This is a genomic window from Ramlibacter agri (assembly GCF_012927085.1).
Taxonomy (GTDB): Bacteria; Pseudomonadota; Gammaproteobacteria; order Burkholderiales; family Burkholderiaceae_C; genus Ramlibacter; species Ramlibacter agri.
This window is the reverse complement of sequence record NZ_JABBFX010000001.1, coordinates 2,595,266-2,617,627: the sequence shown is the minus strand read 5'-3', so window position 1 is coordinate 2,617,627 and position 22,362 is coordinate 2,595,266. Positions and strand designations below refer to the sequence as shown.

Here is a 22,362-nt window from a genome sequence, read left to right as displayed (position 1 = left end):
GGGCGGCTTGACGGCGCCGCACCCGCGTGGCTCCATTCGCGCATGCAGATCGACTTCCACCACGCAGTCACCTACGTCTGCTGCCGGCTCGCCGGCATGGACGACGCCGGCGCCGCCGTCGTCGCGCATGCCGCGCAGTACGTGGACGACGCCACCAACGACGGGCCGCTGCAGTTCGCCACCGGCGAGCGCTACGTCCGCGTCACATCGGCGCACCAGACCCTGGACCTGCGCCTGAACAGCGACGCCGCCGACAACCGCATGGTCTGGGTGCCCTTCCATTTCCTGCCGGGCAACGACGCCGTCGCGCCCGGCACGGATGCGGATGAAGCCTTCATCCGGCGGATGGTCTGCCGCCCCAACAGCCAGGTGGCCCAGGAGATGGTGTTCGACTGCATCGAGCGACAGGACAAGGTCTTCGCGCTGCATCGCCTGGGCGTCGCTCTGCACACCTACGTGGATACCTGGGCGCACCAGGGCTTCGTCGGCATGGTGAACGACTTCAACAAGGTCGATGCCATCCAGGTGCAACCCGATCCGGCTTACCGGAACACCGAGGTTTACGCGGACCTCACGAGTGGCGCGACCCGGGCCAAGGCCTTCGTCGCGGGCCACCTGCCGGTGGGCCACGCCAGCGTGCTGACCTTTCCCGACCTGCCTTTCCTGCGCTGGTCCTTCACCCGCGACAACGGCGAGAAGGTGGTGCGCGACAACCCGGGCGACTTCCTCGTGGCCGCACAGAACATGTTCGACATGGCCCGGCGCTATGTCGCCAGGGACAGGAACCTGGCATCCGCCGACCTGCCGGCCGCCGACCGCCAGGCCATCGACACGCTGCTGCGCAACACCATCGCCCTGGAGGGCGAGGAGCGCCACAAGGCCTGGGCGGAAGCCATCGCGCAGGGCCGCTTCTCCTTCGGCCCGACGCAGGTCGACTACATCGACTCAGGTCCCGGCTCGTGGAAATTCCAGGCGGTGGGACAGGACCCGGACGTCGAGGACGGCAGCGAGCGCTTCGACTTCACGCCCGCCTTCCTCACCTCGCACTGGAAACGCTTCCACGACGCCGTGCAGCACCATCGCCTGTTCATCCTGCATGAGCTGCTGCCGCGCCACGGGCTGTCGGCATCCTGAGCCTTACCAGCGCGCCAGCTTCGCCTGCAGTTCCGCCTTCAGCCTGGCATCGGCGAAGCTCGCATCGATGGAAGTCCGCGCGATGTCGCGCAAGACTTCGTCGCTCCAACCGAAGGCTCCGGCGCACAGCGCATATTCGCGCTCCAGCGTCGTGCCCAGGAGCGCGGGATCGTCGGTGTTGATCGACACCGGCACGCCGGCGCGCCGGAGGCGATCGATGGGATGCTCCGCGAGCGAGGGGTAGACCTTCAGCACCAGGTTCGAACTGGGGCAGATGCCCAGCGGGATCTGCCGCTCCACCAGCAGCGCGACCACTGATGGGTCTTCGATGGCGCGCACGCCGTGGTCGATGCGGTCCGCACCCAGCAGCTCGATGGCGTCGCGCACGCCCTCGGGCCCGCTCGATTCGCCGGCATGCACGGTGCGACGCAGGCCAGCGGCCGCAGCGCGGCGGAAGGCGTCGGCAAAGCGCGGGCCGGTGCGGCCGGCCGCGGCCTCGTTGCCATCGATCGACAAGGCCACCACGCGCGGATGGCGCAGCGCCACCAGCTCGTCGACCACCTGCACGGCGGCCTCGGCCGATTGCGTGCGCAGCAGGCTCACGCACAGGCCCACGCGCGGCAGGCCTTCCTGCTCCGCCGCGCGAAAGCCGGCATCGAGGGCGTCGATCATGGCCGGCAGGCGCGCCGTCCAGTGATGCCAGTGGGTCGGGTTGAAGATCAGGTCCGCGTAGCCCGTGCCGCTGGCCGCCATGCGGCGGCTGAAGGCGTAGGCGGCTTCTGCCAGTTCGTCGCGGGTACGGACCAGGCCGCAGGCCCAGTCGAGGAACTCCAGGAAGTCGGCCAGGCCCTGGAACTCGAACAGGCGCTCGACGGGACGCGGCATGCTTTCGCCATGGCGGCGTGCCCATTGTTCGAGCAGCGGCGCATCGAAGCAGCCTTCGAGGTGGGCGTGCACTTCAGCGCGCGGCAAGGCGCGCAGGCGGGTGAGATCTGGAACGGTCATGGCGGGCCCATCATGCGCCACATGCCGCGCGCCGGATCGCCTGGAACAGGTTCACGTCCCGGTGCAGGGGTTGAACATCCGCATGCATCGGGACGGCCGCTGGTGCGGCTTTTCGCTAGTAGGGCCCGATATAGGTCGTCAGCGATTTCACGAAGCTGATGCCGTTGATCGTGGTGGTCACGTCGATGCCCAGAGGAACCGACGACGACGATCCATAGCCGGTACTGGGGTACGTCCCGGAAATCGTGCCTGTCGCGGCGTCGAGCGTCAGGCCGGCGGGCAGAATGCCGCTCGCCAGGACGTAGTTGTAGGCAATGCCGTTCAGCGGATCGGAGCTGTTATTCGTCACGCTCGGACTCATCGTGAAAGGCTGGCCCCTGAAGGCTTGCCCACTGGAATAATTGATGTACACCGGCGACTCGACGAACAGCTGCAGTTGCGTATGCGTCGTGAACGTGCCGCCGGTGCCGTTGGCCGTCATGACGATGTCGAGGTTGCTCGGGTACACCTGCGGCGTCGTCGCGACGCCTGAAATGACGCCGGTCTGGGAATCCAGTGCCAGCCCCGGCGGCAGCGTCCCCGTCGTCGAGAACTGGAAGTTGACGCCGCCCGCGGGCAGCTTCGGCGAACCCGTGAAGGGCAGCCCCACCCATGCCGCGGTGTGGTCGTACATGATCGTGGGCACGTACACGCTGACCAGGTTGCCGAATTGCTGCACCTGGTTCGCCGTGCGGCCGCCGTTGAGGACCTGCACGGCCACCTTGAACTGGTAGTCGCCCGCGGCGATGGGCGTCCCCTGGACGCGGCCCGTCGAATCGATCGTCAGGCCGGGAGGCGGGTTGCCGACCAGGGAGTAGGTCACCGTGTCCGAAGGCGTCGGCTGCCAGAACACGTTGAGCGGACGGACATCCACCGTCGCTCCCGCACTCACGGTCGAAGGGAAGGTGTAGACGACGGACGGGCCCAGGACGGTCACCGAGGTCTTGAAATCGAGCGTATTCGAAACGCCGGATGCGCCCAGGTGCACCGTGATCGGGAAGCTCCCCGCCTGCGTGGGCAGGCCCGAGATGCTGCAGTCGGCATTGAGGACCATGCCCGGCGGCAGCGAGCCGGCCGTCAGCGAGCAAGCTGGCGTGTAGCCGTTCAGCCCCGTGAGCGTCGGCGGGATGACGACCTGCCTGAAAAGGCTGGCGCTGCCGTTGTAAGCGAGGTTCACGTTCAAGGTGCTGCCGTCACCACCGGAGACCGTGCCGCCGCCGGTCACCGAGCCTCCAGTTCCGGCTCCGCTGGTGTCTGTGCCACCCGTGCCACCACCACCACCACCGCCGCAGGCCGCGAGCGCGGCTCCGAGCACCATCACCGACGCCAGCTTCCAGCCGCGCGCCTCCCATCCTGTCCGCGCCATGCGCAGGCCCTGCATCATTTCCTCGATCCCTCTTGCTTGCTGCGCCGTGAAAACCGGCGCTGTTTGTATGCTAACAAACAAATGTAACCGCGCCGCGGTCATACTGACGGTTGGAGGTTCCTGCCCGTGCGAACGACATTGCTTGCCGCCCTGCTTCTTCTTGCCTGCGCTTTCACGGCCCGCGCCGAAACCGCCTGGCCCGCCTACATCGGCACGCTGCCGCGCGCCGTCTCCGAAAGTCCGGTCGCCGCCGAACTGCCGGCGGAGGTGGCGAAGCTCGCGCCCGATGCCAGCCTGCCGCCGGAGCTTGCGCGCTGGAGCGGCGCCTGGAACGGCTGGGCCTGCTTCGCCGCGCTGTGCGACATCAAGCTCGCGATCCGCGATCTCACGGCCACCGGTGCGCGCGTCACCTATGCCGGCGCCAGCGCGCAGCAGGTGAACAACGACGAGGCCGCGGGGACCTTCGACGGTGGCGAACTGCAGGTCCGCCTGCGCACCGGCGCAAAAGTGGTGCTGCGGCTGCGCGCCGACGGCGACATGGAGTTCAGCCTGTGGCGGCCCGACACGCAGCTGCTGTCCGCCGGCGTGCTCTCGCGCAAGCCACCCGCGTACGTGCGCCAGGCGGAGTGGATCACCACGCCCTGGACCGAGCAGGGCAAGCCCGTGCGCCTGGAACTGGTCGTGCATCGTCCGCCCGGCGCCGGCCCCTTCCGCACGGTCATCATCAACCACGGTTCCACCGGCGAAGGCAACCGGCCCGAGTGGTTCAAGCAGACGTGGACGAGCCCCGAGCTGAGCGCCTTCCTCGTGGCCCGCGGCTGGCAGGTGATGTATCCGCAGCGGCGAGGACGCGGGCGCTCGGATGGCCTCTACGACGAAGGCTTCGAGCGCGACCGCTCGCGCTACTCCTGCGATCCCGAACTGAGCTTGCCCGGCGCGGAGCACGCGCTGGCCGACCTGGAAGTGGCCTATGCCGCAATCAAGGCGCGGCCGGATGTCGATGCGCGCCAGCTGGTGGTCGGCGGCATCTCGCGCGGCGGCATCCTGTCGGTCGCCTTCGCGGGACGCCACCCGCAGGAACTGCGAGGCGTGCTGAACTTCGTGGGTGGCTGGGTCGGCGGCGGCTGCCCGCAGGCCAGCCTGGTGAACACAACGCTGTTCAACGCGGGGGTAGGCTTTCCGCGCGATACGCTGTGGCTGTACGGCGAGAAGGATCCCTTCTATCGCATCGCGCACAGCCGCTCCAACTTCGATGCCTTCAGGGCCGCCGGCGGCAAGGCCAGCTTCCACGTGCTGCCGCCGCCCGACGGCCTGGACGGCCACAACATCTACCGCCAGCCCGCGCTGTGGGCGAGCGAGGTCGACGCCTACTTCACGGCGATCGGCTCAGGCCCCCGTCCACCCGCAGGTTCTGCCCCGTGATGTAGCCGGCGCCTTCGGACGCGAGGAAGGTGATGGTCGCGGCGATCTCGCGATGGCGACCTTGCCTGTTGTCTTGGCTAGCAGGCGGCGACCACCGGCCAGCGACTGGACAGCCGCAGGAAGACCTTCAGCCAGATCAGGGAGTCGGAGTGGACCAGGTCGACCTGGTCGGGGGAGTAGGTCTGGCGCCGGGTGCGGCCGGCAGCATCGATCCAGGCGCAGAGCAGCAGCTCATTCACTTCGAACTTGACGGCCATGACGGGACCGCCAGCCTTCAGCCGGACCAGGTCTCCCTCACGGAACACATGCTGTTCTACAACCACGTGAAAATTCTAAACGGATGTGTGCGGGCGGGTAGCTCAGCAGCGGCCGAAAAAATGTAAAACCGCGAACGTCGCGGGGTAAAGCACTGATCCATGCAGCACGCGCTTGACGTCTTCCTCTCCCTGGCCGGCCGCCATCCGCGGGCGGCGCTGGCCTTCATCGGCCTGGTCGCTTTCGCGGAGTCGCTGGCGATCGTCGGCACGCTGGTTCCGGCGGCGGTGGTGCTGTTCGGCGCCGGCGCGCTGGTCGGGCATGGCACGCTGGACCTGGCTTGGGCGCTGGCCGTCGCGGTGGTCGGCGCGGTCGCGGGCAACGCACTCAGCTACGAGCTGGGCCGCCACCAGCAGGAACGCGTGCGCGCCTGGCCGCTGTTCCGGCGCTACGCGGACCACCTGGGCAAGGCCGAGGGCTTGATCGCGCGACATGGAGCAATGAGCGTGCTGCTCGCGCGCTTCGCCGGCGCGGTACGAGCCTTCGTGCCGCTGCTCGCGGGCTTCGCGCGCATGCCGGCCGGGCGCTTCTACGCGACCAACGTCGCGTCGGCCCTGCTCTGGGCGCCGGCGCACATCCTGCCGGGTGTCGTATTCGGCGCATCGCTGCACCTGGCCGAACAGGCCAGCGGCCGGCTGGCGGTGCTGGCCCTGCTGCTGGCGGCTTTGGTCTGGGGCGCGACCTGGATCGTGCGGATCACGATCCGCGTCGTCGTGCCGCTCACGCGCGTGCTGCGCGCGCACGCGCTGCGGGCAGCCGGCACGCGCGAGGCCTGGTGGACCCGCTTCATCCGCTTGCTGCTGGACCCCGGGCGCCCGGGCTCGGAAGCGCTGCTCGCCGCGCTGGCGCTGCTGCTCGCCTCGATGTGGCTGTTCCTGGGCATCGTCGAAGACGTCGTCACCAGCGATCCGCTGGTGGCCGCCGACCACGCCGTCTTCACCTTCCTGCAGCAGCTGCGCACGGAGCCGATGGACCGCGTGATGTTCGCCATCACCGAGCTGGGCAGCGTCGGCGTGATGCTGCCGCTGGTCGTCGCCGTGGCTGCGTGGCTCGCGTGGCAGCGCAGCTGGCGCACCGCGGGCTACTGGATCGCCACCGTCGCCAGCGCGGAAGCGATGGTGCAGGTGTTGAAGTTCACGCTGGGGCGGCACCGGCCGCTGTCGCTGTACCGCGGCGTGGAGCAGTTCTCCTTTCCCAGCGGCCACGCGACGATTTCGGCGGTCGTGCTGGCCCTGCTCGCCTTCCTGCTCACGCGCGGGCAGTCGATGCGGTGGCGCATCGGAATCGGCGCGGTGGCCGCGGTCTACGCGGCGCTGGTCGGCTTCTCGCGGCTGTACCTGGGCGCGCACTGGCTGTCCGACGTGCTGGGTGGCTTCAGCTTCGGGCTCGCCGCGGTGGCGCTGTCGGCGATGGTCTACACCCAGCACCGGGTGGACGAAACCATCCACCCGCGCGGCATGGCGGTCGTCGCGCTGGTGACGGTCGTCGTCGCGGCGAGCGGCTGGGGCTGGTGGCGCGCGCCGGCCGACCTCCAGTTCTACGCCGCCGCGGTGCCGCCGCAAGCCACCACCTTGCAGGCCTGGTCCTCGGGCGGCTATCGCCTGCTGCCGCTGCGGCGGCACGAAGTCGCCGGCGAACTGAAGGAGCCGTTCACGCTGCAAGTCGCCTGTGCCGAGGGCGCACTGCGCGATGGCCTGCGGCGCTCCGGCTGGGTGGCAGCGCCCGGACTGGGCATTGCCAGCGTGCTGCAGGCCATCGCGCCGCACCCTGCCGTGGGCCAGCTGCCGCTGCTGCCGCGCTACGACGGCGGCCGCGCCTCGGCCATCGACCTGATGCTGATGCCAGCGCCGGGCGCGAACGCCCGCAACGTGCTGCGGCTGTGGGACTCGGGCTGGCGGCTGCCGGGCAACGTGCCGATCTGGTACGGCGCCTACGACCGCGAAGTGCAGCTGCGCCCCAACTACAGCTTCCTGCGCCGCCAGCCGCAGCCGGCCAGCGCCTTCGTCGGCAACCTGGCGACCACGGGCTGGCAGCGCCTGGATCAAGCGGGCGGCACGGCGCCGGAGCTGTGGGCCTGCACGATGCGCAGCCCCTAGAACTGCCGCCACGCGGCGTTGCCCGCGGATGCGAGCACGGGCCGCAGCGCGATGGAGGCAGGCGATGGCTCTGCCTCCGTCTCGCGTCCCACCTGGAAGCGCGCCACCAGCTTCAGCAAGGCCGCCGCCTGCTCCTTCATCGACTCGGTGGCCGCCGCCGCTTCTTCGACCAGCGAGGCGTTCTGCTGCACGACGCGGTCCATCTGCGCGACCGCCGTGTTCACCTGCCCGATGCCGGAACTCTGTTCCTGCGTGGCCGCGGCAATCTCCGCCAGCAGCACGCTGACATCCTTCACCGAATCCACGATCTCCTGCATCGTGCGGCCCGCGGTGTCCACCAGCTGCGCGCCGGCCTGCACCTGGCCGACCGAGTCGCCGATCAAGGCCTTGATCTCCTTGGCCGCGGTGGCGCTGCGTTGCGCCAGGTTGCGCACTTCCGCCGCCACCACCGCGAAGCCGCGGCCCTGCTCGCCCGCCCGCGCGGCCTCGACCGCCGCATTCAAGGCGAGGATGTTGGTCTGGAACGCGATGCCGTCGATCACGCCGATGATGTCGGCGATGCGGCCAGACGAGGCCGAGATGCCGTTCATCGTGGACACCACCTGCGCTACCACGTCGCCGCCACGGCGCGCGATGTTGGACGCGTTCACGGCCTTCTGGCTGGCGGCCTGCGCGTTGTGCGCGTTCTGCGTCACGGTGGCCGTCAGTTCCTCCATCGAGCTGGCGGTTTCCTCCAGCGTGGTCGCCTGTTCCTCGGTGCGCTGCGACAGGTCCAGGTTGCCCTGCGCGATCTGCACGCTGGTGTCCGCCACCGCGTGGGCGCCGGCCGCGACGTCGCCGACCAGCGAGCGCAGGTCCTGCTTCATTTCCGCCATCGCCTGCAGCAGTTCGGCGGTCTCGTCGCGCCCGCTCACCTGCAGGTCCGAGGCGAGGTCGCCGCGCGCGACCTGGCGCGCCGCCGACACCGCATTGCGCAGCGGCCGGACGATGGCGCGGCTCATGAACAGCGTCACCGCGCCGGAGACGAGCAGCGACAGCGCGAGCACCGCCACGAAGGCCAGCAGCACGCGGTCAAACGCCGCTTGCGCGCTGTCGTAGCTTTCCTGCGCCCGTTGCTCCTCGATGCGCACGAGCGACTGCAGGTCCTTCAGCATCGCCTGGAACTCGGCGTCCGCCGTCTGCATGGTGGCCATGCCGGTGTTGACGTCGACCGTGCTCAGGTCGATGGCCGCGGCGAAGTCGCGCTTGTACTTGCCCAGCACCTGCCTCACGGCCTCGGCAAGCTGGCGCTCCTCCGCTCCGCCGGCCTGCGTGCCGAACTGCGCCACCTTCGCGGTCACCGCGTCGATGCGCGCCTTCTGCTCGTTGGTGATCCGGGTGACCTGGTCTTCCTTCAGGTTGGAGATCCAGGTGAAGAGGCGGTACACGTTGGAGTGCACCTCGCTGATCGCCTGCGCGGCGTCGGCCGCCACGCGGTAGCTGGCGAAGCGGTGCTTGTACATGTCGTCCAGCGACGCATGCTGGCGCGCGATGACGCCATACGACACCGCCCCCAGCACCACGAGGAACAGGATCGCGATGCCCGGCGCCGCGACGATCTTGTGCCAGATCCTGAGGCCCATGCCGCCGCTGTCTATTGCTGGCCGGAGTAGACGCCGGCGCAGACGTAGCTGTCGCCCGCGCCGCGCATGCAGTAGGACTTCTTGGTTTCGACCTTGTTCGTCACCGGATTGTTGAACCGGTAGGGGCCATACCAGCCGGAGCCCTTGGCCTTGACCAGGGCGATCTGGTCCTTGATCAGCGGCTTGCCGTCGATGTCCTTCAGTTCGAGCAGGTTCTTGCCCACCATCTTGGCGTTGGCGCCCTGGGCGAGGCAGTTGCCGTCGAAGTCGTAGACGAAGATGTAGAGGTCGCGGTCCTTGAAGGTCGCGCCGGGGTTCTCGGTGAAGGTCTTGTAGGCGCTCTCGGGGCCGGCGGACTTGATCAGGGCGACGGCCTTCGTGACCATCACCTGCGCCTCGGCTTCGCTACCGTGTTCGGGCAGCGCGGGCGCGGCCGCGGTGGCAAGGCCTTGCACGGCGCAGAACAGCGCCACGGCCAGGCCGGACTTCAGACTCTTGCTCATTCGGACTCTCCTCCAGGATCGGCGCTCCGGGCGCCGGTTGATCAGGACTTGGCCTGCCCATCCTGAAGGATGTATCCAAATGCTTCAATACTCGCGAACCCTGTTACACCGGGGAATTGGCGGAGCGTGCCAAAAAGTTGGCACTCCGAAACCACTTCGCGATCGGAAACAGCGGAGCCGGTTGGGGCACCACCACCTTGGCAGTGCCCACGGCCATGACGGAGGCGTTGGGCGGCAGGTCGCCGAGGACGGCCGGCGCGACGATGCGGACCGGCGAAGGAATGACGACCGTGCCGGCCAGCCATTCCGCGGGGGCCTGCACCAGCAGTTCGCCTTCCGCCAGGATCGCCGGGCCCGCGCCGAAGCGGGATTGCGGCAGCGACTCCCCGGCCTGGAGGCGCTGGACTTGTGCTTGCGTGTTCATGGGCCCAAGTTTAGGATTCAATGGTTCTCACATTCAATTGAATCCAGATTCAATGCGGTCCGACGCCGGTTTTCCCACCCTGCGCCAGCTCGAACTGCTGGTGGCCTTGCCCGGCGCGCCCAGCATCGCGGCGGCCGGCGCCCGCATCGGCATGAGCGCCTCGGCCACCAGCCACGCCTTGCGCGCGCTGGAAGACGGCCTGGGCAGCGAAGTCGTGGACCGCATGGCCGCCGGCGTGGTGCTGACGCACGCGGGCGAACTGGCGCTGGGGCATGCGCGCGATGTCTTCGCGTCCCTGCAGCAAGTGCGCTCCGCGACGGCCGCTTCGCGCGGCCTGCACACCGGCCTGCTGCGCATCGGCTCGATCGGCCCCAGCACCTCGCTGCGGCTGCTGCCGCCGCTGCTGGACAAGTTTCGCCAGCGCTATCCCGGCGTGGAGGTGCACGTCACCGAGCACGCCGATGCCGTCGTCGAACAGGACTTGATCGAACGCCGGGTGGAGATCGCGGCTGTCCGCCTGCCGCAGCCTTCGCTGGACACCGTGGCGCTGGCGACCGACGAACTGGTGGCCGTCCTGCCGCAGGACCATCCGCTCGCGCGCAAGGCCACCGTGTCCGTGCGCGAACTGGCCGACTACCCGCTGATCCTCACGCAGGCGGGTTCGCAGGACATGGTGCTGCGGATGTTCGAGCAGGCGGGGCTGCGGCCGAAAATCGCCCACGAACTGTTCCAGATCGCCTCGATCCTGGAGTTCGTGGCGCACGACAACGGCGTTTCCGTCCTCGCTTCGCTCGCCGTCCCCGAAACCCGCCCCGGCCTGGCCTTCCGCCCCATCACGCCGCGCTTCTCGCGCCGCGTCGCCCTCGCCTGCCTCGACATGGCGCGCCTGACGCCGGCCGGCCGCGCGTTCTGGGACCTGGCGCGGCGCGAGGCACCGGCCAAGGGCTGACGGTTCACGCCATCTGGCTGATCGTCCGCCGGAAGCGCCGCAACGCCACGCCGAAGAACACCGCGGCGATCAGCAGCAGCGCCAGCAACTGCGGCCAGACGAGCGCCAGGCCGGCGCCGCGGAACAGGATGGCCTGGCCGGCGATCGTGAAGTGCGTGGTCGGCGCCACCAGCATGATGTCCTGCAGCAGCTGCGGCATGCTTTCCCGCGGCGTGGTGCCGCCGGACAGCATCTGCAGTGGCAGCAGGATCAGGATCAGCAGCAGCGCGAACTGCGGCATCGAGCGCGTCATCGTCGCCATGAAGATGCCCATCGCCGTGGTCGCGAACAGGTGCAGCGCGGTCACCAGCAGGAAGAGGCCCATCGAGCCCTCCACCGGAACGCCCACCAGGCCCTTGACGACGAACTGGAGCGACGCCGCCACCGCCACCAGTACCACCAGCCCCATCGACCACACCTTGGACAGCATGATCTCGGTGGGCGTGACCGGCATCGCCAGCAGGTGCTCGATGGTGCCGTGCTCGCGCTCGCGGATCAGCGCCGCGCCGCACAGCAGGATCGACACCATCGTGATGTTGTTGATCAACTGCGTCATCGCGCCGAACCAGCCCTGGTCCAGCGTCTGGTTGAAGCGCGCGCGCAAGGCCAGTTCCACCGGCGCAGCGGTGGTCCGCTGCGCGCGCTGCACGAAGGCCGAGACTTCGCCCTGCACGATCTGCTGGATGGCGCCCGAGCCGTTGAAGGCCTGCGTCATGCGGGTCGCATCCACATTGAGTTGCAGCGCCGGCCCGCGACCGGCCAGCACGTCGCGCTGGAAGTTGGCCGGGATCACCAGCACGAAGGTGTAGATGCCCGCGTCCATGCCGGGATCGACCTGGCCCAGCCCGATCATGGCCGGGCCGACGAACTGCGGCGGGAAGAAGGCCGCCGCGATGCGCGCGGACAGCGGCGAGGCGTCCTCGTCGACGATGGCGATCGGCGCGCGGTTCAGCGACTGCGGCATCGAGCGCGCGCCCGAATACACCGAGAAGCCGAACATGAAGACGATCAGCACCAGCATCGCCGGGTCGCGCCACAGGCCCCAGAGCTCCTTGACGCCCAGGTGGAAGATGTTGGCCAGCGTGCGCAGCATCAGCGGTCCTGCTTCTTCAGCAGCGCGATGGCCAGCAGCAAGATCACCGGCACCGCCGCCGCCAGCGACCAGACGGCCGACGACAGGTCGGACCACGACAGCGCCTTGTTGAAGACGCCGCGGCTGATGTCGATGAAGTGCGTGGTGGGATAGACCGCGCCGATCACCCGGCCCATGCCTTCCAGCGAGCTCACCGGGTCCATCATCCCGGAGAACTGCGCCGCCGGGATCATGGTGCCTATCATCGCCAGGAACATTGCTGCGACCTGGCTGCGCGTGAAGCTGGAAGCAAGCAGGCCGATGCCGGTGGCGCAGATCACGTACAGCACCGCCGCGCCCAGCAAGGTGGCGAAGCTGCCCGTCACCGGCACGCCGAACACCGTGACCGCCAGCAGCACCATCAGCAGGAAGTTCAACAGCGCCAGCACCGCGTAGGGCAACTGCTTGCCCAGCATGAACTCGGTGCGCGTCACCGGCGTGACGTACAGGTTGGTGATGGAGCCCAGCTCCTTTTCGCGCACCACGGCCAGCGCGGCGAGCATCGCCGGCACCATCATCAGCAGCATCGGGATCACCGCCGGCACCATCGCCGGCAGGCTCGCCACGTCGGGGTTGTAGCGGAAGCGCGTCTCGATGTCGGCGGCCGCCGTCGCGGCACTGCCCGCGCGGAACTGAGCGCGCTCGGCCAGCCAGCCCTGGTGCATGCCGTTCACGTAGCCGGACACCGTCTCCGCGCGCGAAGGCATCGAGCCGTCGATCCAGGCGCCGATCTGCACCGCCTGGCCGCGCGCCATGTCACGGGCAAAGCCTGGGGGAATCTCCAGCGCCAGCGCCAGCTCGCCCGCGCGCATGCGGCGATCGAGCTCCGCGAGGTTGGCCAGCGGCCGGTGCGCGATGAAGTAGCGCGAGCCGGACAGGTTGTCGGCGTAGTCGCGGCTCGCCGCCGTCTGGTCGCGATCGAGCACGGCGAAGCTGAGTTCGTCGACGTCCATGTTGATGCCGAAGCCCATCACGAACATCAGGATCAAGGTGCCGCCCAGCGCCAGGGTGGCGCGCACCGGGTCGCGCAGCAGCTCCAGCGATTCGCGCCAGCTGTAGGCCAGCAGCCGCTGCAGGCTGAAGGGAGCAGGCCGCGCATGCACCGCGGGCGCGGGCACCGCTTCTTCCGTGGCCGGCGGCAGCTCGGTGCCGCCACCCGCTTCGACCAGGTAGCCGATGAAAGCCTCCTCCAGGTTGGCCGCCCCGCGCTTGGCCACCAGCGCCGCCGGGGCGTCGCTATCGAGCACGCGGCCGGCGTGCATCATCGACATGCGGTCGCAGCGCTCGGCTTCGTTCATGAAGTGGGTGGAGATGAAAATCGTCACGCGGTCGCGCCGCGACAGTTCTACCAGCAGCCGCCAGAAGGCGTCGCGCGCAACCGGGTCGACGCCCGAGGTCGGCTCGTCCAGGATCAGCAGTTCCGGCTTGTGCACCATGGCCACCGCCAGCGACAGGCGCTGCCGCATGCCCAGCGGCAGGCTCTCGGGCAACGCGGAGCGCACCTCGCCCAGGCCGAAGCGCTCCACCATCTCGTCGACGCGGGCGCCGATCTCCGCCGCCGGCACGTGGAACAGGCGCGCATGCAACACCAGGTTCTGCTGCACCGTCAGCTCGCCGTACAGCGAAAAGGCCTGCGACATGTAGCCCACGCGCCGCCGCGTGCCGATGTCGCGCGGGTCCACTTCGTGGCCGAACAGCCAGGCCTGTCCTTCGCTCGCCTCGAGCAGGCCGGTCAGCATCTTCATCGTCGTCGACTTGCCGCAGCCGTTGCTGCCCAGGAAGCCGAAGATCTCGCCGCGCCGGATGCGGAAGCTCACGTGGTCGACGGCCACGAAGTCGCCGAAGCGCATCGTGAGGTCGTGCGCCTCGATCGCGATGTCGTCGTCGGCCGCGGTGAGCGGCGGAATCTGCACCGGCTCGTAGCCGCGCTGCTTCTCCTCGGGCAACAGGCGGATGAAAGCGGCCTCCAGGTTCTGGCTGCCGGTGCGTTCCAGCAGTTCGGCCGGCGTGCCGGTGGCGAGCACGCGGCCGGCGTCCATGCTGACGATCCAGTCGAAACGCTGCGCTTCGTCCATGTAGGCCGTGGCCACGAGCACGCTCATGCCAGGCTGGCCCACGCGGATGTGCGCGATCAGGTCCCAGAACTGCGCGCGCGCCAGCGGGTCGACGCCGGTGGTGGGCTCGTCGAGGATCAGCAGGTCGGGGTCGTGGATCAGCGCGCAGCACAGTCCCAGCTTCTGCTTCATGCCACCGGAGAGCTTGCGCGCGGGCCGATCGAGAAAGGGATGCAGGCCGGTGCGGCGCGTCAGGTCGTCGATGCGGCGGCGGCGCTCCGCGGCGCCGTGGCCGAACAGGCGCGCGAAGAACTGCAGGTTCTCCTCCACCGACAAGGTGGGATAGAGGTTCTTGCCCAGGCCTTGCGGCATGTACGCGATGCGCGGGCAGACGCGCGACCGGTGCCGCACCGAGGCCATGTCGCCGCCCAGCACCTGCAGCCGTCCCTGCTGCAGTGCGCGGGCGCCGGCCACCAAAGACAGCAGGCTGGACTTGCCGACACCGTCGGGCCCGATCAGGCCCACCATGCAGGCGCCCGGCAGGTCCAGGGTCACGTCGTCCAGCGCCAGCGTCTTGCCGTAGCGCAGCTGCAGGCCTTCGAGCCGCGCCACCGGTTCCGGCGCCGTCATCGCTACTCCGGCAAGCGCACTTGCAGCGTGCCGGGCCAGTCGCGCCCGGAGTCGGTACGCATCCAGGCGACGCCCGGCAGCCCGGTCTTGACCTGCTTCAGGTGCTTCTGCAGCAGCTCGCGGTCGATCTGCCCGCGCACGCGGAACATCAGCTTCTCGCGCTCGCTGGCCGTCTCCACCGTGCGCGGCGTGAACTGCGCGGTGGCGGAGACGAAGGACACGCGCGCCGGGATCACGTACTGCGGCGCGGCGTCGAGCACGATGCGCACCTCGCTGCCGATGGCGACACTGCCGGCCACGGTGGCGGGCAGGAAGAAGGTCATGTAGACATCCGAGAGGTCCACCAGGTTCAGCACCTTGCCGCCGGCCGCGACGATCTCGCCGACGTTGGCTACGCGGTACTGCACGCGGCCGGGCCGCGGCGCCGTGAGCGTGCTGTCGTCGATGTAGGTCTCGGCGCGCGCCACCGCGGCCTCGCCAGCCGTCACCGCGGCCTGGGCGCCCGCCACCTGCGAGCGCGCGGCATCGATGGCGGCCTGCGCCGCGTTCGCCTTCGCGCGCGCGGCGACGGTGGCCGCCTCGGCGCCCTTGACGCTGGCAAAGTCGTTGTCCAGTTCCTGCCGGGGCCACATGCCTTCGGCGGCGAGCTTGCTGGAGCGCGTGTACTTGGCCCGTGCCGCGTTCAGCACGCTTTCCTGCTGGGCGATGGCCGCCACCGCGCTCTGGAAGTCGCCCTCGCGCGCGGCCACCTGCGCCAGCGCCGTGGCCACGGCCGTCTTCGACTGGGCCAGCTGCGCGCGCGCTTCGTCGCGCTGCGCGATGAGCACGTCGGTCTGCAGGTGCGCCAGCACCTGGCCTTGCTGGACGAAGTCCCCTTCACCGACCAGGACGTCCTGCAGGCGGCCGCCCTGCTTGGCGGCGATATCGATTTCGGTGGCTTCGATGCGGCCGTTGCTGCGCAGGAAGCCCTCGCCGGGGCCGCTGGCATGCATGCGCTGCCAGGCGACATAGCCGCCCGCGGCGACGACGACCACCACCGCGGCCGGCAGGACAACGCGTTTCCACTGGATGTTCATGGGCGGCCTCGAGTCCCTCGGCCCGTGCGGCCCAGATGGTCGGCCGCGGCGCCCATTCGCTGAATTGGACCTAGGTCCAATGGGTTCAGGACCCCGGGAAATCCTCCTCGAAGAACTCCAGCGCGCCGCGCTCGCCGCTCGCGCGCCGCTGCGCTTCGCCGGCGCGCAGCTCCACGCGGCGGATCTTGCCGGAGATGGTCTTCGGCAGCTCGGCGAATTCGATGCGGCGGATCCGCTTGAAAGGCGGCAGCTGCTCGCGCAGGAAGGCGAACAGTTCGCGCGCGACCTGTGCCCCCGGCTCGTGTCCCGCGACCAGCACGACGAACGCTTTCGGCACCGCGAGCCGCACGGGGTCCGGACTGGGCACGACCGCCGCCTCGGCCACGGCGGGATGCTCGATCAGCACGCTTTCCAGCTCGAAGGGGCTGATGCGATAGTCGGAGGCCTTGAAGACATCGTCGGTGCGGCCGACATAGGTGATGTAACCCTCTGCATCGCGCGAGGCGAGGTCGCCCGTGTGGTACGCGCCGTCGCGCATCGCATCGGCGTTGCGCTCCTGGCTGTCGATGTAGCCGTCCATCAGCCCCAGCGGCCTGGCGGACAAGGGCAGGCAGATCTCCCCCATGTCGCTGTCCTGCCCGTTCACGTTCAGCAGCACGACCTGGTACCCGGGCAATGGCCGTCCCATGGAGCCGGCCTTCACCGGCTGGCCCGGCGAATTGCCCACCTGCGCCGTGGTCTCCGTCTGGCCGAAGCCGTCGCGCAGGTCCAGGCCCCAGGCCGAACGCACGCGTTCGATGATCTCCGGGTTCAGCGGCTCGCCGGCGCCGATCACCTCGCGCAGGCGCAGCCGGCCCCGGTACGCCGCCAGGTCCTCCTGGATCAGCATGCGCCAGACGGTCGGCGGCGCGCACAGCGAAGTCACGCCGCGCGTCGCCAGCACTTCGAGCAGCGCCTTCGCCTGGAAGCGTTTGTAGTTCGAGATGAAGATGCAGGCGCCCGCGTTCCACGGCGCGAAGAAGCAGCTCCAAGCGTGCTTGGCCCAGCCCGGCGAGGAGATGTTCAGGTGCACGTCGCCCGGCTGCAGGCCCAGCCAGTACATCGTGGATAAGTGCCCCACCGGATAGCTCTGGTGCGAATGCAGCACCAGCTTCGGCTTGGCGGTGGTGCCGGAGGTGAAGTACAGCAGCAGCGGGTCGGTCGCCTTCGTCACGCCGTCGGGCGTGAAGGTGTCCGGCTGCGCTTCGGGCGCGAACGCCTTGCAGCCCGGCGCGGCGCCGCCGATGGTGAGGCGGCCGCAGTTGGCCGGCAGCGGCGCGAGCTTGTCGGCGTTCGCGGCGGCGGTGATCGCGAACTTGACCTCGCCGCGCTCGACCCGGTCCTGCACGTCCTGCGGCGTCAGCAGCGTCGTCGCCGGGATGACCACGGCGCCGAGCTTCATGGAAGCCAGCATGATGTCCCACAGCGCGACCTCGTTGCCGAGCATCAGCAGGATGCGGTCGCCGCGGCGCACGCCCTCGCCCCGCAGGAAGTTGGCCGCGCGGTTGGAGCGCGCCGCCATCTCGCGGAAGGAGAACTTCTGTTCGCTCCCGTCCTCTTCGACGATCCACAGCGCCGGCGCCTCGTTGTCGGCGGCCAGCGCATCGAAGTGGTCGAGCGCCCAGTTGAATGCATCCAGCACCGGCCAGCGGAAGTCGCGGTAAGCCGTGGCGTAGTCCTGGCGGTGTGCCAGCAGGAAGTCGCGCGCCTGCAGGAAGGCGTTTGCATTGCCCATAAATGTCTCCTTGCTGCGATGATCGCCGCGCGGCGACCGGCCGGCGAAGGGGAGTTTCCCCAGACCAGCAGGCGTTGCTAATCTCTCGTCCCAGCCATGACCTTCCACCTCGGCTCGCAGCAGCTGCTGACCCTGCACACGGCGGTGGTGCTGCTGTCGCTCGTCACCTATGCCGGCATCTCGCTGGCGCGGCGCCAGCGCCGGCATCCGTCAGCGGCCATCGGCTGGGTGCTGCTGCTGGCGCTCGCGCCCTACGTGGGCTTGCCGCTGTTCCTGATGTTCGGTTCGCGCAAGACCGCGCGCGCCCGCCGCCAGCCGCGGGTGGCCATGCACGACATCATCCGGACGATGCAGGGCCCGGGCGGCCGCATGCGGGCGCTGGCACTGGGCCTCGGCCTGCCGCCCGCGGTGCGCTGTGACGACCCGGTGATCCACCAGGATGGCGCCGCCGCGCTGCAGCGCCTGAAGGCCGTTCTGCTGTCGGCGCGGCGCACCCTGGACGTCAGCACCTTCCTGCTCGGACGCGATGCGCTCGGCGCCGAGATGGTGGCGCTACTTGCGCAGCGGGCCCGCGAAGGCGTGCGCGTGCGCTTCATGATCGACGGCATCGGCCGCTACCTCGGGGGCATCCCGGACCTGCGGCCGCTGCGCGCCGCGGGCATCGAGGTCGCCCTGTTCGTGCGGCCGTGGTCCTCGCCTCTGCGCGGCCGCGTCAACCTGCGCAACCACCGCAAGATGGCCATCGCCGATGGCGACTGGCTGTGGACCGGCGGCCGCAACCTGGCGGCCGAATACTTCACCGGCGGCGACGCGGCGCCCTGGACGGACCTCACCTTCGACCTGCGAGGCCCGGTCGCCGTGCAGGCGCGCGAGCAGTTCGAACGCGACTGGGCGGTAGCGCTCAAGACCGCGCCGCCGACTACGCCTGCGTTGACACCGGCGCCGGTCGAAGCGACGGATGCGCCGCTGGCGCAGCTGCTCCCCAGCGGCCCGGACCAGGCCGACGACACACTGTACGAGCTGCTGATGGACGCCTGCTTCAACGCCGGCGACCGCATCATCGCCATCACGCCCTACTTCGTGCCCGACCCGGCCCTGCTGATGGCCCTGGGGCTGGCGGCCCGGCGCGGCGTCACCGTGGACCTGCTGCTGCCGCGCCGCTCGAACCACCGCCTGGCCGACCTCGCCCGGCCGCCGGCCGTGCGCGACCTGCTGGAATGCGGCGCGCGCGTATGGCTGGTGCCGGGCATGGTGCATGCCAAGCTGTTCGTAGTCGACGAAACGGTCGCGCTATGCGGCTCGCTGAACCTGGACTCGCGCAGCCTGTTCCTGAACTACGAAATGATGGTGGCCTTCTACGACGCCGCCGTCATCGCGCGCTTCACGGCCTGGGCCGACGGCGTGCGCGCCGGCGCCAAGCTGCTGCAGCCACGGCAGGTGAGCGCGCTGCGCGAAGTGGGCGAAGGCCTGCTGCGCTGGTTGACCTTCCAGCTGTAGCCGGCCTCACTCGCGCACCTGCAGCCAGTCCCAGCGGCTGCGGTACGACGCCGCCTTGGCGCGGAACAGAGGCAGGTGCAAGACCAGCGGATTGGGCGCGAGCTCGCCGGCATACAGGATCTCCAGCCCGTTCGGGACATACACGCGATGCCCCTCCGCGCCCGGCTGCACGCCGACGCAGGTGGACGGAATCAGGAAGCGGTCGATGCCGTCTCGCGCGTTACCCAGCTTCGGATACGGAAAGCCGAAGAATTCCTCGTACCAGAGATGCACGCGCGCCTGGTTCTTCACTTCCACCGGCACGCCCAGCGGACCCAGCACGGCATCCACGCGCTTTTGCACCGCCTCCTCCGCTTCCGCCGACAGGTCGGACGGGTCGAAGTAGAAGATGTCGTAGTCCTTGATGCCCGATCCGGGTTCGCGGCCGGCCTGCAGGTTCCACACGGTCTGGAACAGGCAGCCGGCCACCAGCCAGCCATCCGGCAGGCCCAGCTGCGGCCAGGCCTCCAGGATGGCGCGGTTGTGCGGGTTGTGGAGGATGTCGGAGACGAAGCGCTGCGTGTCGATCACGCGGCGAGCTTAACCCGCCGTGTACGGCACTTCCGGCACCGGCATGCGGAAGCTGGCGTTCAGCATGTTCCACGCGCGGATCGCGCCGACCGAGAAGGTCAGTTCGGCGATTTCCTCGTCGCTGAAATGCTCCTGCATGGCGGCGAAGTCCTCGTCGCTCGGGCTGCGCTGCGGCACCGCGTTGACGGCCTCGGCCCAGTTCAGCGCGGCCTGTTCGCGCTCGCTGAAGAAGCGGCCCGCTTCGCGCCAGCCGGCGACCGCGTTCACGTGGCGCGCCTCCATGCCCATCTTCAGCAGGTCGGCCCAGTGCATGTCGATGCAGAAGGCGCAGCCGTTGATCTGCGACACGCGCAGGTTGACGAGTTCCTTCAGCTTCTTGTCCGGCCCGCCGGCGGCGAACGAGAACTGGCTGAGCGCGCGGGCCGACTTGGGGGCGAGCGCGTGGTAGTTCAGGCGGGGATCGTGGCTCATGTCTTGTCCTTGGAAGGGTTGGGAAGCAAGTCGCTTCTTCCCTTAGACGCGCCACGGCGCCGGCTTGTGACAGGCGTTCAGCCCGCGAGCGAAAGAATCCCCGGCGCAATGCTTGCCAACTTGTCCGGGTTGCGGACCACGTAGATGGAAACGATGCGCTCGCCATCGGTCACCAGCGCCTGGGCCGACTCCAGTTGGCCATCGACGTAGCGCAGCAGGCCGGGCTCGCCATTGATGGTGGCCAGGCGGTAGGCGATGCGCTCGCCGTACTTCAGCGACAGCGCCCAATAGAGATTGGTCACACGGTCGGCGCCATGCATGCCGCCCGCTACGCTGGGGACCTTGCCGCCGCCGTCGCCGATGGCTTCCGCGTTCTCGGCCAGCAGCGCCCGGATCGCGTCGCGCTGGCCGCTCTGCGCGGCCTGCATGAAGCGCGCCAGCAGCTTCGTGTGCGTCTCGCGCGGCACCTCGAAGCGCGGCCGCTCCGCGCGCACGCGCTCGCCTGCGCGATGCACCATCTGGCGCAAGGCCGGCTCGGTCTTGTCCATGATCGCGGCGATCTCGTCGTAGTCGTAGTCGAACACCTGCCGCAGCAGGAAGGCGGCGCGCTCCTCCGGCGCCAGCCGCTCCAGCAGGTGCAGGAAGGCGACGGACAGGTCGCTGGCCAGTTCGGCCGCCGTCTCCGGCGTGCGCTCGTCCAGTTCCACGATCGGCTCCGGCAGCCACCAGCCGACATAGGCTTCGCGCTCTGCCTTGGCCGCGCGCAGGCGATCGATCGACAGCCGCGTGACCACGGTCACCAGCCAGGCTTCGGCGGACTGCAGCGCCGCGTGATCCGCCGCGTTCCAGCGCAGCCAGGCGTCCTGCAGCACGTCCTCGGCATCGGCGCGCACGCCAAGCATGCGGTAGGCGATGCCGAACAGGCGCGGACGCAGGGCGGCGAAAGGTTCGGCGATTGGCTGGTCTGGGATGGACATGGGGGTTCCTGGCGAGTCTATCCAGCCAAGACGGCCCTGGGTTCCGGTTTGTGACAGGTGGCGCTGGCCGCTTCAGGCTTTATCGGCCAACCGGGCCGGAACAGCTTCCTGAGGGCTGGTGGCGTCCCCGGCGGCCCCGAGCATCCGGTGCACGGCCACCGCGCAGGCCGCCCCCGCGAGTTCGGCCAGCACGAAGCCCGGCACGCTGGCCGGCGCAATGCCGGCGAAGCTGTCGCTGAACATCCGGCCGAACGCCGCTGCCGGATTGGCGAACGACGTGGAAGCGGTAAACCAATAGGCTGCACCGATATAGGCGGCGACCATTGCAGCGACCCGCGATGCCGGTGCCCGCAGCACGACGAGCAGCAGCCCGAAGGTTGCCACTGCTTCCGCGATCCACTGTCCCTGGCCGGTGCGCGCCTTGCTGGAAAACTGCAGGATCGCCACGTCGAACATGGCATGGGCGAGCCAGGCGCCCAGCAGCGCGCCGAGGAGCTGGCAGGCGACGTAGGGCGCGAGCAGTCGCCACGGCAGGTTGCCGCGGAAGGCCATCGTCAGGGAAACGGCCGGATTGAAGTGGGCGCCACCGATGGGGCCGAACAGCTCGATCAGGACGTACAGGCCGCCGACGGTGGCCAACGTGTTCGCCAGCAGCGCCATGGCGACGTTGCCGCCGCTGAGCCGCTCCGCCATGATCCCGGACCCGATCACCACGGCGAGCAGCAAGGCGGTGCCCAGGAGCTCGGACAGCAGCTTCTGTCGCAGCGTGGAGGGCATGTCAGGTCCTGGAGATCTTCTCGAGCGCGGCCTGCAGGTCGGCATCGCTCAGGCGCTCGAAGGGCAGTTGCACCAGTTGCAGCATCCGATACGCAATGGCCTGTCGCGTCAACTCGAAGGCCTTGCCCTTCTCGGGCTCAGCGGCATTCGAGGGATCCGCATAGCCCCAGTGCACCTGGACCGGGCTGCCCGGCCAATACGGACATTGCTCCGCCGCGGCGCTGTCGCAGACCGTGATGACAACGCGCATCCGCGGGACGCCCTCCCCGACGAATTCGTCCCAGCTCTTGCTGCGCAATGCTTCGGTCCGCACGCCCGCGTTCGACAGCGCCTCCAGCGCGTACGGGTTGACGCGGCCGCTGGGCGCGCTGCCCGCGCTGTAGGCGTGGACGTCCCGCCCCAGCGCGCCAGCCCAGTGGTTCAGCATGCCCTCCGACAGCACGCTGCGCGCGGAGTTGTGCGTGCAGAGGACCAGGATGTTGGTGCTCAT

At 69.3% G+C, this 22,362-nt stretch carries 20 protein-coding genes and 1 pseudogene; 5 read left to right on the top strand and 16 right to left on the bottom strand.

The annotated features are described in order from the left end of the window. The first annotated feature begins 42 nt into the window (after window positions 1-42). Window positions 43-1,134 carry a DUF6765 family protein gene (locus tag HHL11_RS12665; RefSeq protein WP_169418725.1) on the top strand — a complete coding sequence of 364 codons (1,092 nt, stop codon included), beginning with the start codon at window positions 43-45 and terminating at the stop codon, window positions 1,132-1,134. Window positions 1,135-1,137: 3 nt separating this feature from the next. On the opposite strand, the gene add is transcribed toward HHL11_RS12665, so the two are convergent. Next, window positions 1,138-2,139: an adenosine deaminase gene (gene add / locus HHL11_RS12660; protein WP_169418724.1), complete on the bottom strand. Its 1,002-nt coding sequence runs from the start codon at window positions 2,137-2,139 to the stop codon at window positions 1,138-1,140. 115 nt (window positions 2,140-2,254) lie between these two features. Further along, window positions 2,255-3,562: an Ig domain-containing protein gene (locus tag HHL11_RS12655; protein WP_169418723.1), complete on the bottom strand. Its 1,308-nt coding sequence runs from the start codon at window positions 3,560-3,562 to the stop codon at window positions 2,255-2,257. Between the two features lie 108 nt (window positions 3,563-3,670). Here HHL11_RS12655 and HHL11_RS34155 point away from each other — a divergent pair, with 108 nt between their 5' ends. Further along, window positions 3,671-4,966, top strand: a complete 1,296-nt coding sequence (locus HHL11_RS34155) for an alpha/beta hydrolase family protein (protein ID WP_205964266.1) — start codon at window positions 3,671-3,673, stop codon at window positions 4,964-4,966. On the opposite strand, the pseudogene HHL11_RS12650 reads toward HHL11_RS34155, so the two are convergent. Together HHL11_RS12650 and HHL11_RS12645 are read right to left on the bottom strand one after the other, a co-directional pair. Further along, window positions 4,917-5,033: pseudogene (locus tag HHL11_RS12650) on the bottom strand (SDR family oxidoreductase); the annotation flags it as partial. The gene HHL11_RS34155 and the pseudogene HHL11_RS12650 sit on opposite strands and share 50 nt — an antisense overlap. 10 nt (window positions 5,034-5,043) lie before the next feature. Then, window positions 5,044-5,289, bottom strand: a complete 246-nt coding sequence (locus HHL11_RS12645) for a DUF2158 domain-containing protein (RefSeq protein ID WP_169418722.1) — start codon at window positions 5,287-5,289, stop codon at window positions 5,044-5,046. A gap of 93 nt (window positions 5,290-5,382) precedes the next feature. Between HHL11_RS12645 and HHL11_RS12640 the strand changes: the two genes are divergently transcribed. Beyond that, entirely contained in the window at window positions 5,383-7,377 is a 1,995-nt protein-coding gene (locus HHL11_RS12640; RefSeq protein WP_169418721.1) for a bifunctional DedA family/phosphatase PAP2 family protein, read from the top strand. On the opposite strand, the gene HHL11_RS34625 is transcribed toward HHL11_RS12640, so the two are convergent. The 3 genes from HHL11_RS34625 to HHL11_RS12625 form a co-directional block, all read right to left on the bottom strand. Then, window positions 7,374-8,999: a methyl-accepting chemotaxis protein gene (locus HHL11_RS34625; RefSeq protein WP_281068669.1), complete on the bottom strand. Its 1,626-nt coding sequence runs from the start codon at window positions 8,997-8,999 to the stop codon at window positions 7,374-7,376. The genes HHL11_RS12640 and HHL11_RS34625 overlap by 4 nt on opposite strands. Window positions 9,000-9,010: 11 nt before the next feature. Beyond that, window positions 9,011-9,502: a cache domain-containing protein gene (locus tag HHL11_RS12630; protein ID WP_169418720.1), complete on the bottom strand. Its 492-nt coding sequence runs from the start codon at window positions 9,500-9,502 to the stop codon at window positions 9,011-9,013. A 103-nt stretch (window positions 9,503-9,605) separates the two neighbouring features. Then, a complete protein-coding gene (locus tag HHL11_RS12625; RefSeq protein WP_169418719.1) occupies window positions 9,606-9,926 on the bottom strand; it encodes a hypothetical protein in 321 nt (106 codons plus the stop codon). A 52-nt stretch (window positions 9,927-9,978) separates the two neighbouring features. On the opposite strand from HHL11_RS12625, the gene HHL11_RS12620 reads away from it, so the two are divergent. After that, window positions 9,979-10,875: a LysR family transcriptional regulator gene (locus HHL11_RS12620; RefSeq protein ID WP_169418718.1), complete on the top strand. Its 897-nt coding sequence runs from the start codon at window positions 9,979-9,981 to the stop codon at window positions 10,873-10,875. A gap of 4 nt (window positions 10,876-10,879) precedes the next feature. Here HHL11_RS12620 and HHL11_RS12615 read toward each other — a convergent pair whose 3' ends face one another. From HHL11_RS12615 to HHL11_RS12600, 4 genes are all read right to left on the bottom strand, one after another. After that, window positions 10,880-12,010, bottom strand: a complete 1,131-nt coding sequence (locus tag HHL11_RS12615; protein WP_169420029.1) for an ABC transporter permease — start codon at window positions 12,008-12,010, stop codon at window positions 10,880-10,882. Then, the gene (rbbA, locus tag HHL11_RS12610; protein WP_169418717.1) at window positions 12,007-14,730 is read right to left on the bottom strand and encodes a ribosome-associated ATPase/putative transporter RbbA; all 2,724 of its coding nucleotides are present in this window, start codon (window positions 14,728-14,730) and stop codon (window positions 12,007-12,009) included. Before rbbA ends, HHL11_RS12615 begins: the two co-directional genes overlap by 4 nt. Window positions 14,731-14,732: 2 nt before the next feature. Beyond that, on the bottom strand, window positions 14,733-15,806 hold the full coding sequence (locus tag HHL11_RS12605; RefSeq protein WP_169418716.1) for an HlyD family secretion protein: 1,074 nt from the start codon (window positions 15,804-15,806) through the stop codon (window positions 14,733-14,735). Between the two features lie 85 nt (window positions 15,807-15,891). Then, complete coding sequence (locus HHL11_RS12600) at window positions 15,892-17,580, bottom strand: AMP-binding protein (protein WP_169418715.1); 1,689 nt, start codon at window positions 17,578-17,580, stop codon at window positions 15,892-15,894. Window positions 17,581-17,676: 96 nt separating this feature from the next. Here HHL11_RS12600 and HHL11_RS12595 point away from each other — a divergent pair, with 96 nt between their 5' ends. Next, a complete protein-coding gene (locus HHL11_RS12595) occupies window positions 17,677-19,077 on the top strand; it encodes a phospholipase D-like domain-containing protein (RefSeq protein ID WP_169418714.1) in 1,401 nt (466 codons plus the stop codon). 6 nt (window positions 19,078-19,083) lie between these two features. Here HHL11_RS12595 and HHL11_RS12590 read toward each other — a convergent pair whose 3' ends face one another. The 5 genes from HHL11_RS12590 to HHL11_RS12570 form a co-directional block, all read right to left on the bottom strand. Then, on the bottom strand, window positions 19,084-19,647 hold the full coding sequence (locus tag HHL11_RS12590; protein ID WP_169418713.1) for a nucleotidyltransferase family protein: 564 nt from the start codon (window positions 19,645-19,647) through the stop codon (window positions 19,084-19,086). A 9-nt stretch (window positions 19,648-19,656) separates the two neighbouring features. Next, entirely contained in the window at window positions 19,657-20,118 is a 462-nt protein-coding gene (locus HHL11_RS12585) for a carboxymuconolactone decarboxylase family protein (RefSeq protein ID WP_169418712.1), read from the bottom strand. A gap of 77 nt (window positions 20,119-20,195) precedes the next feature. Continuing rightward, entirely contained in the window at window positions 20,196-21,095 is a 900-nt protein-coding gene (locus HHL11_RS12580) for an RNA polymerase sigma-70 factor (protein ID WP_169418711.1), read from the bottom strand. Window positions 21,096-21,167: 72 nt separating this feature from the next. Next, window positions 21,168-21,872, bottom strand: coding sequence for an aquaporin (locus HHL11_RS12575; protein ID WP_169418710.1), 705 nt, complete (start codon window positions 21,870-21,872; stop codon window positions 21,168-21,170). Between the two features lies 1 nt (window position 21,873). Beyond that, window positions 21,874-22,362: an arsenate reductase ArsC gene (locus HHL11_RS12570; protein ID WP_169418709.1), complete on the bottom strand. Its 489-nt coding sequence runs from the start codon at window positions 22,360-22,362 to the stop codon at window positions 21,874-21,876.

What these genes read in the sequence shown, in the direction of transcription:
- HHL11_RS12630 (WP_169418720.1), bottom strand. Translation starts at nt 9,502, where the DNA reads ATGAGCAAGAGTCTGAAGTCCGGCCTGGCCGTGGCGCTGTTCTGCGCC.
- HHL11_RS12595 (WP_169418714.1), top strand. Translation starts at nt 17,677, where the DNA reads ATGACCTTCCACCTCGGCTCGCAGCAGCTGCTGACCCTGCACACGGCG.
- HHL11_RS12640 (WP_169418721.1), top strand. Translation starts at nt 5,383, where the DNA reads ATGCAGCACGCGCTTGACGTCTTCCTCTCCCTGGCCGGCCGCCATCCG.
- HHL11_RS12625 (WP_169418719.1), bottom strand. Translation starts at nt 9,926, where the DNA reads ATGAACACGCAAGCACAAGTCCAGCGCCTCCAGGCCGGGGAGTCGCTG.
- HHL11_RS12655 (WP_169418723.1), bottom strand. Translation starts at nt 3,562, where the DNA reads ATGATGCAGGGCCTGCGCATGGCGCGGACAGGATGGGAGGCGCGCGGC.
- HHL11_RS12600 (WP_169418715.1), bottom strand. Translation starts at nt 17,580, where the DNA reads ATGGGCAATGCAAACGCCTTCCTGCAGGCGCGCGACTTCCTGCTGGCA.
- add (WP_169418724.1), bottom strand. Translation starts at nt 2,139, where the DNA reads ATGACCGTTCCAGATCTCACCCGCCTGCGCGCCTTGCCGCGCGCTGAA.
- rbbA (WP_169418717.1), bottom strand. Translation starts at nt 14,730, where the DNA reads ATGACGGCGCCGGAACCGGTGGCGCGGCTCGAAGGCCTGCAGCTGCGC.
- HHL11_RS12580 (WP_169418711.1), bottom strand. Translation starts at nt 21,095, where the DNA reads ATGTCCATCCCAGACCAGCCAATCGCCGAACCTTTCGCCGCCCTGCGT.
- HHL11_RS12665 (WP_169418725.1), top strand. Translation starts at nt 43, where the DNA reads ATGCAGATCGACTTCCACCACGCAGTCACCTACGTCTGCTGCCGGCTC.
- HHL11_RS12570 (WP_169418709.1), bottom strand. Translation starts at nt 22,362, where the DNA reads ATGAGCACCAACATCCTGGTCCTCTGCACGCACAACTCCGCGCGCAGC.
- HHL11_RS12575 (WP_169418710.1), bottom strand. Translation starts at nt 21,872, where the DNA reads ATGCCCTCCACGCTGCGACAGAAGCTGCTGTCCGAGCTCCTGGGCACC.
- HHL11_RS12605 (WP_169418716.1), bottom strand. Translation starts at nt 15,806, where the DNA reads ATGAACATCCAGTGGAAACGCGTTGTCCTGCCGGCCGCGGTGGTGGTC.
- HHL11_RS34625 (WP_281068669.1), bottom strand. Translation starts at nt 8,999, where the DNA reads ATGGGCCTCAGGATCTGGCACAAGATCGTCGCGGCGCCGGGCATCGCG.
- HHL11_RS12585 (WP_169418712.1), bottom strand. Translation starts at nt 20,118, where the DNA reads ATGAGCCACGATCCCCGCCTGAACTACCACGCGCTCGCCCCCAAGTCG.
- HHL11_RS12620 (WP_169418718.1), top strand. Translation starts at nt 9,979, where the DNA reads ATGCGGTCCGACGCCGGTTTTCCCACCCTGCGCCAGCTCGAACTGCTG.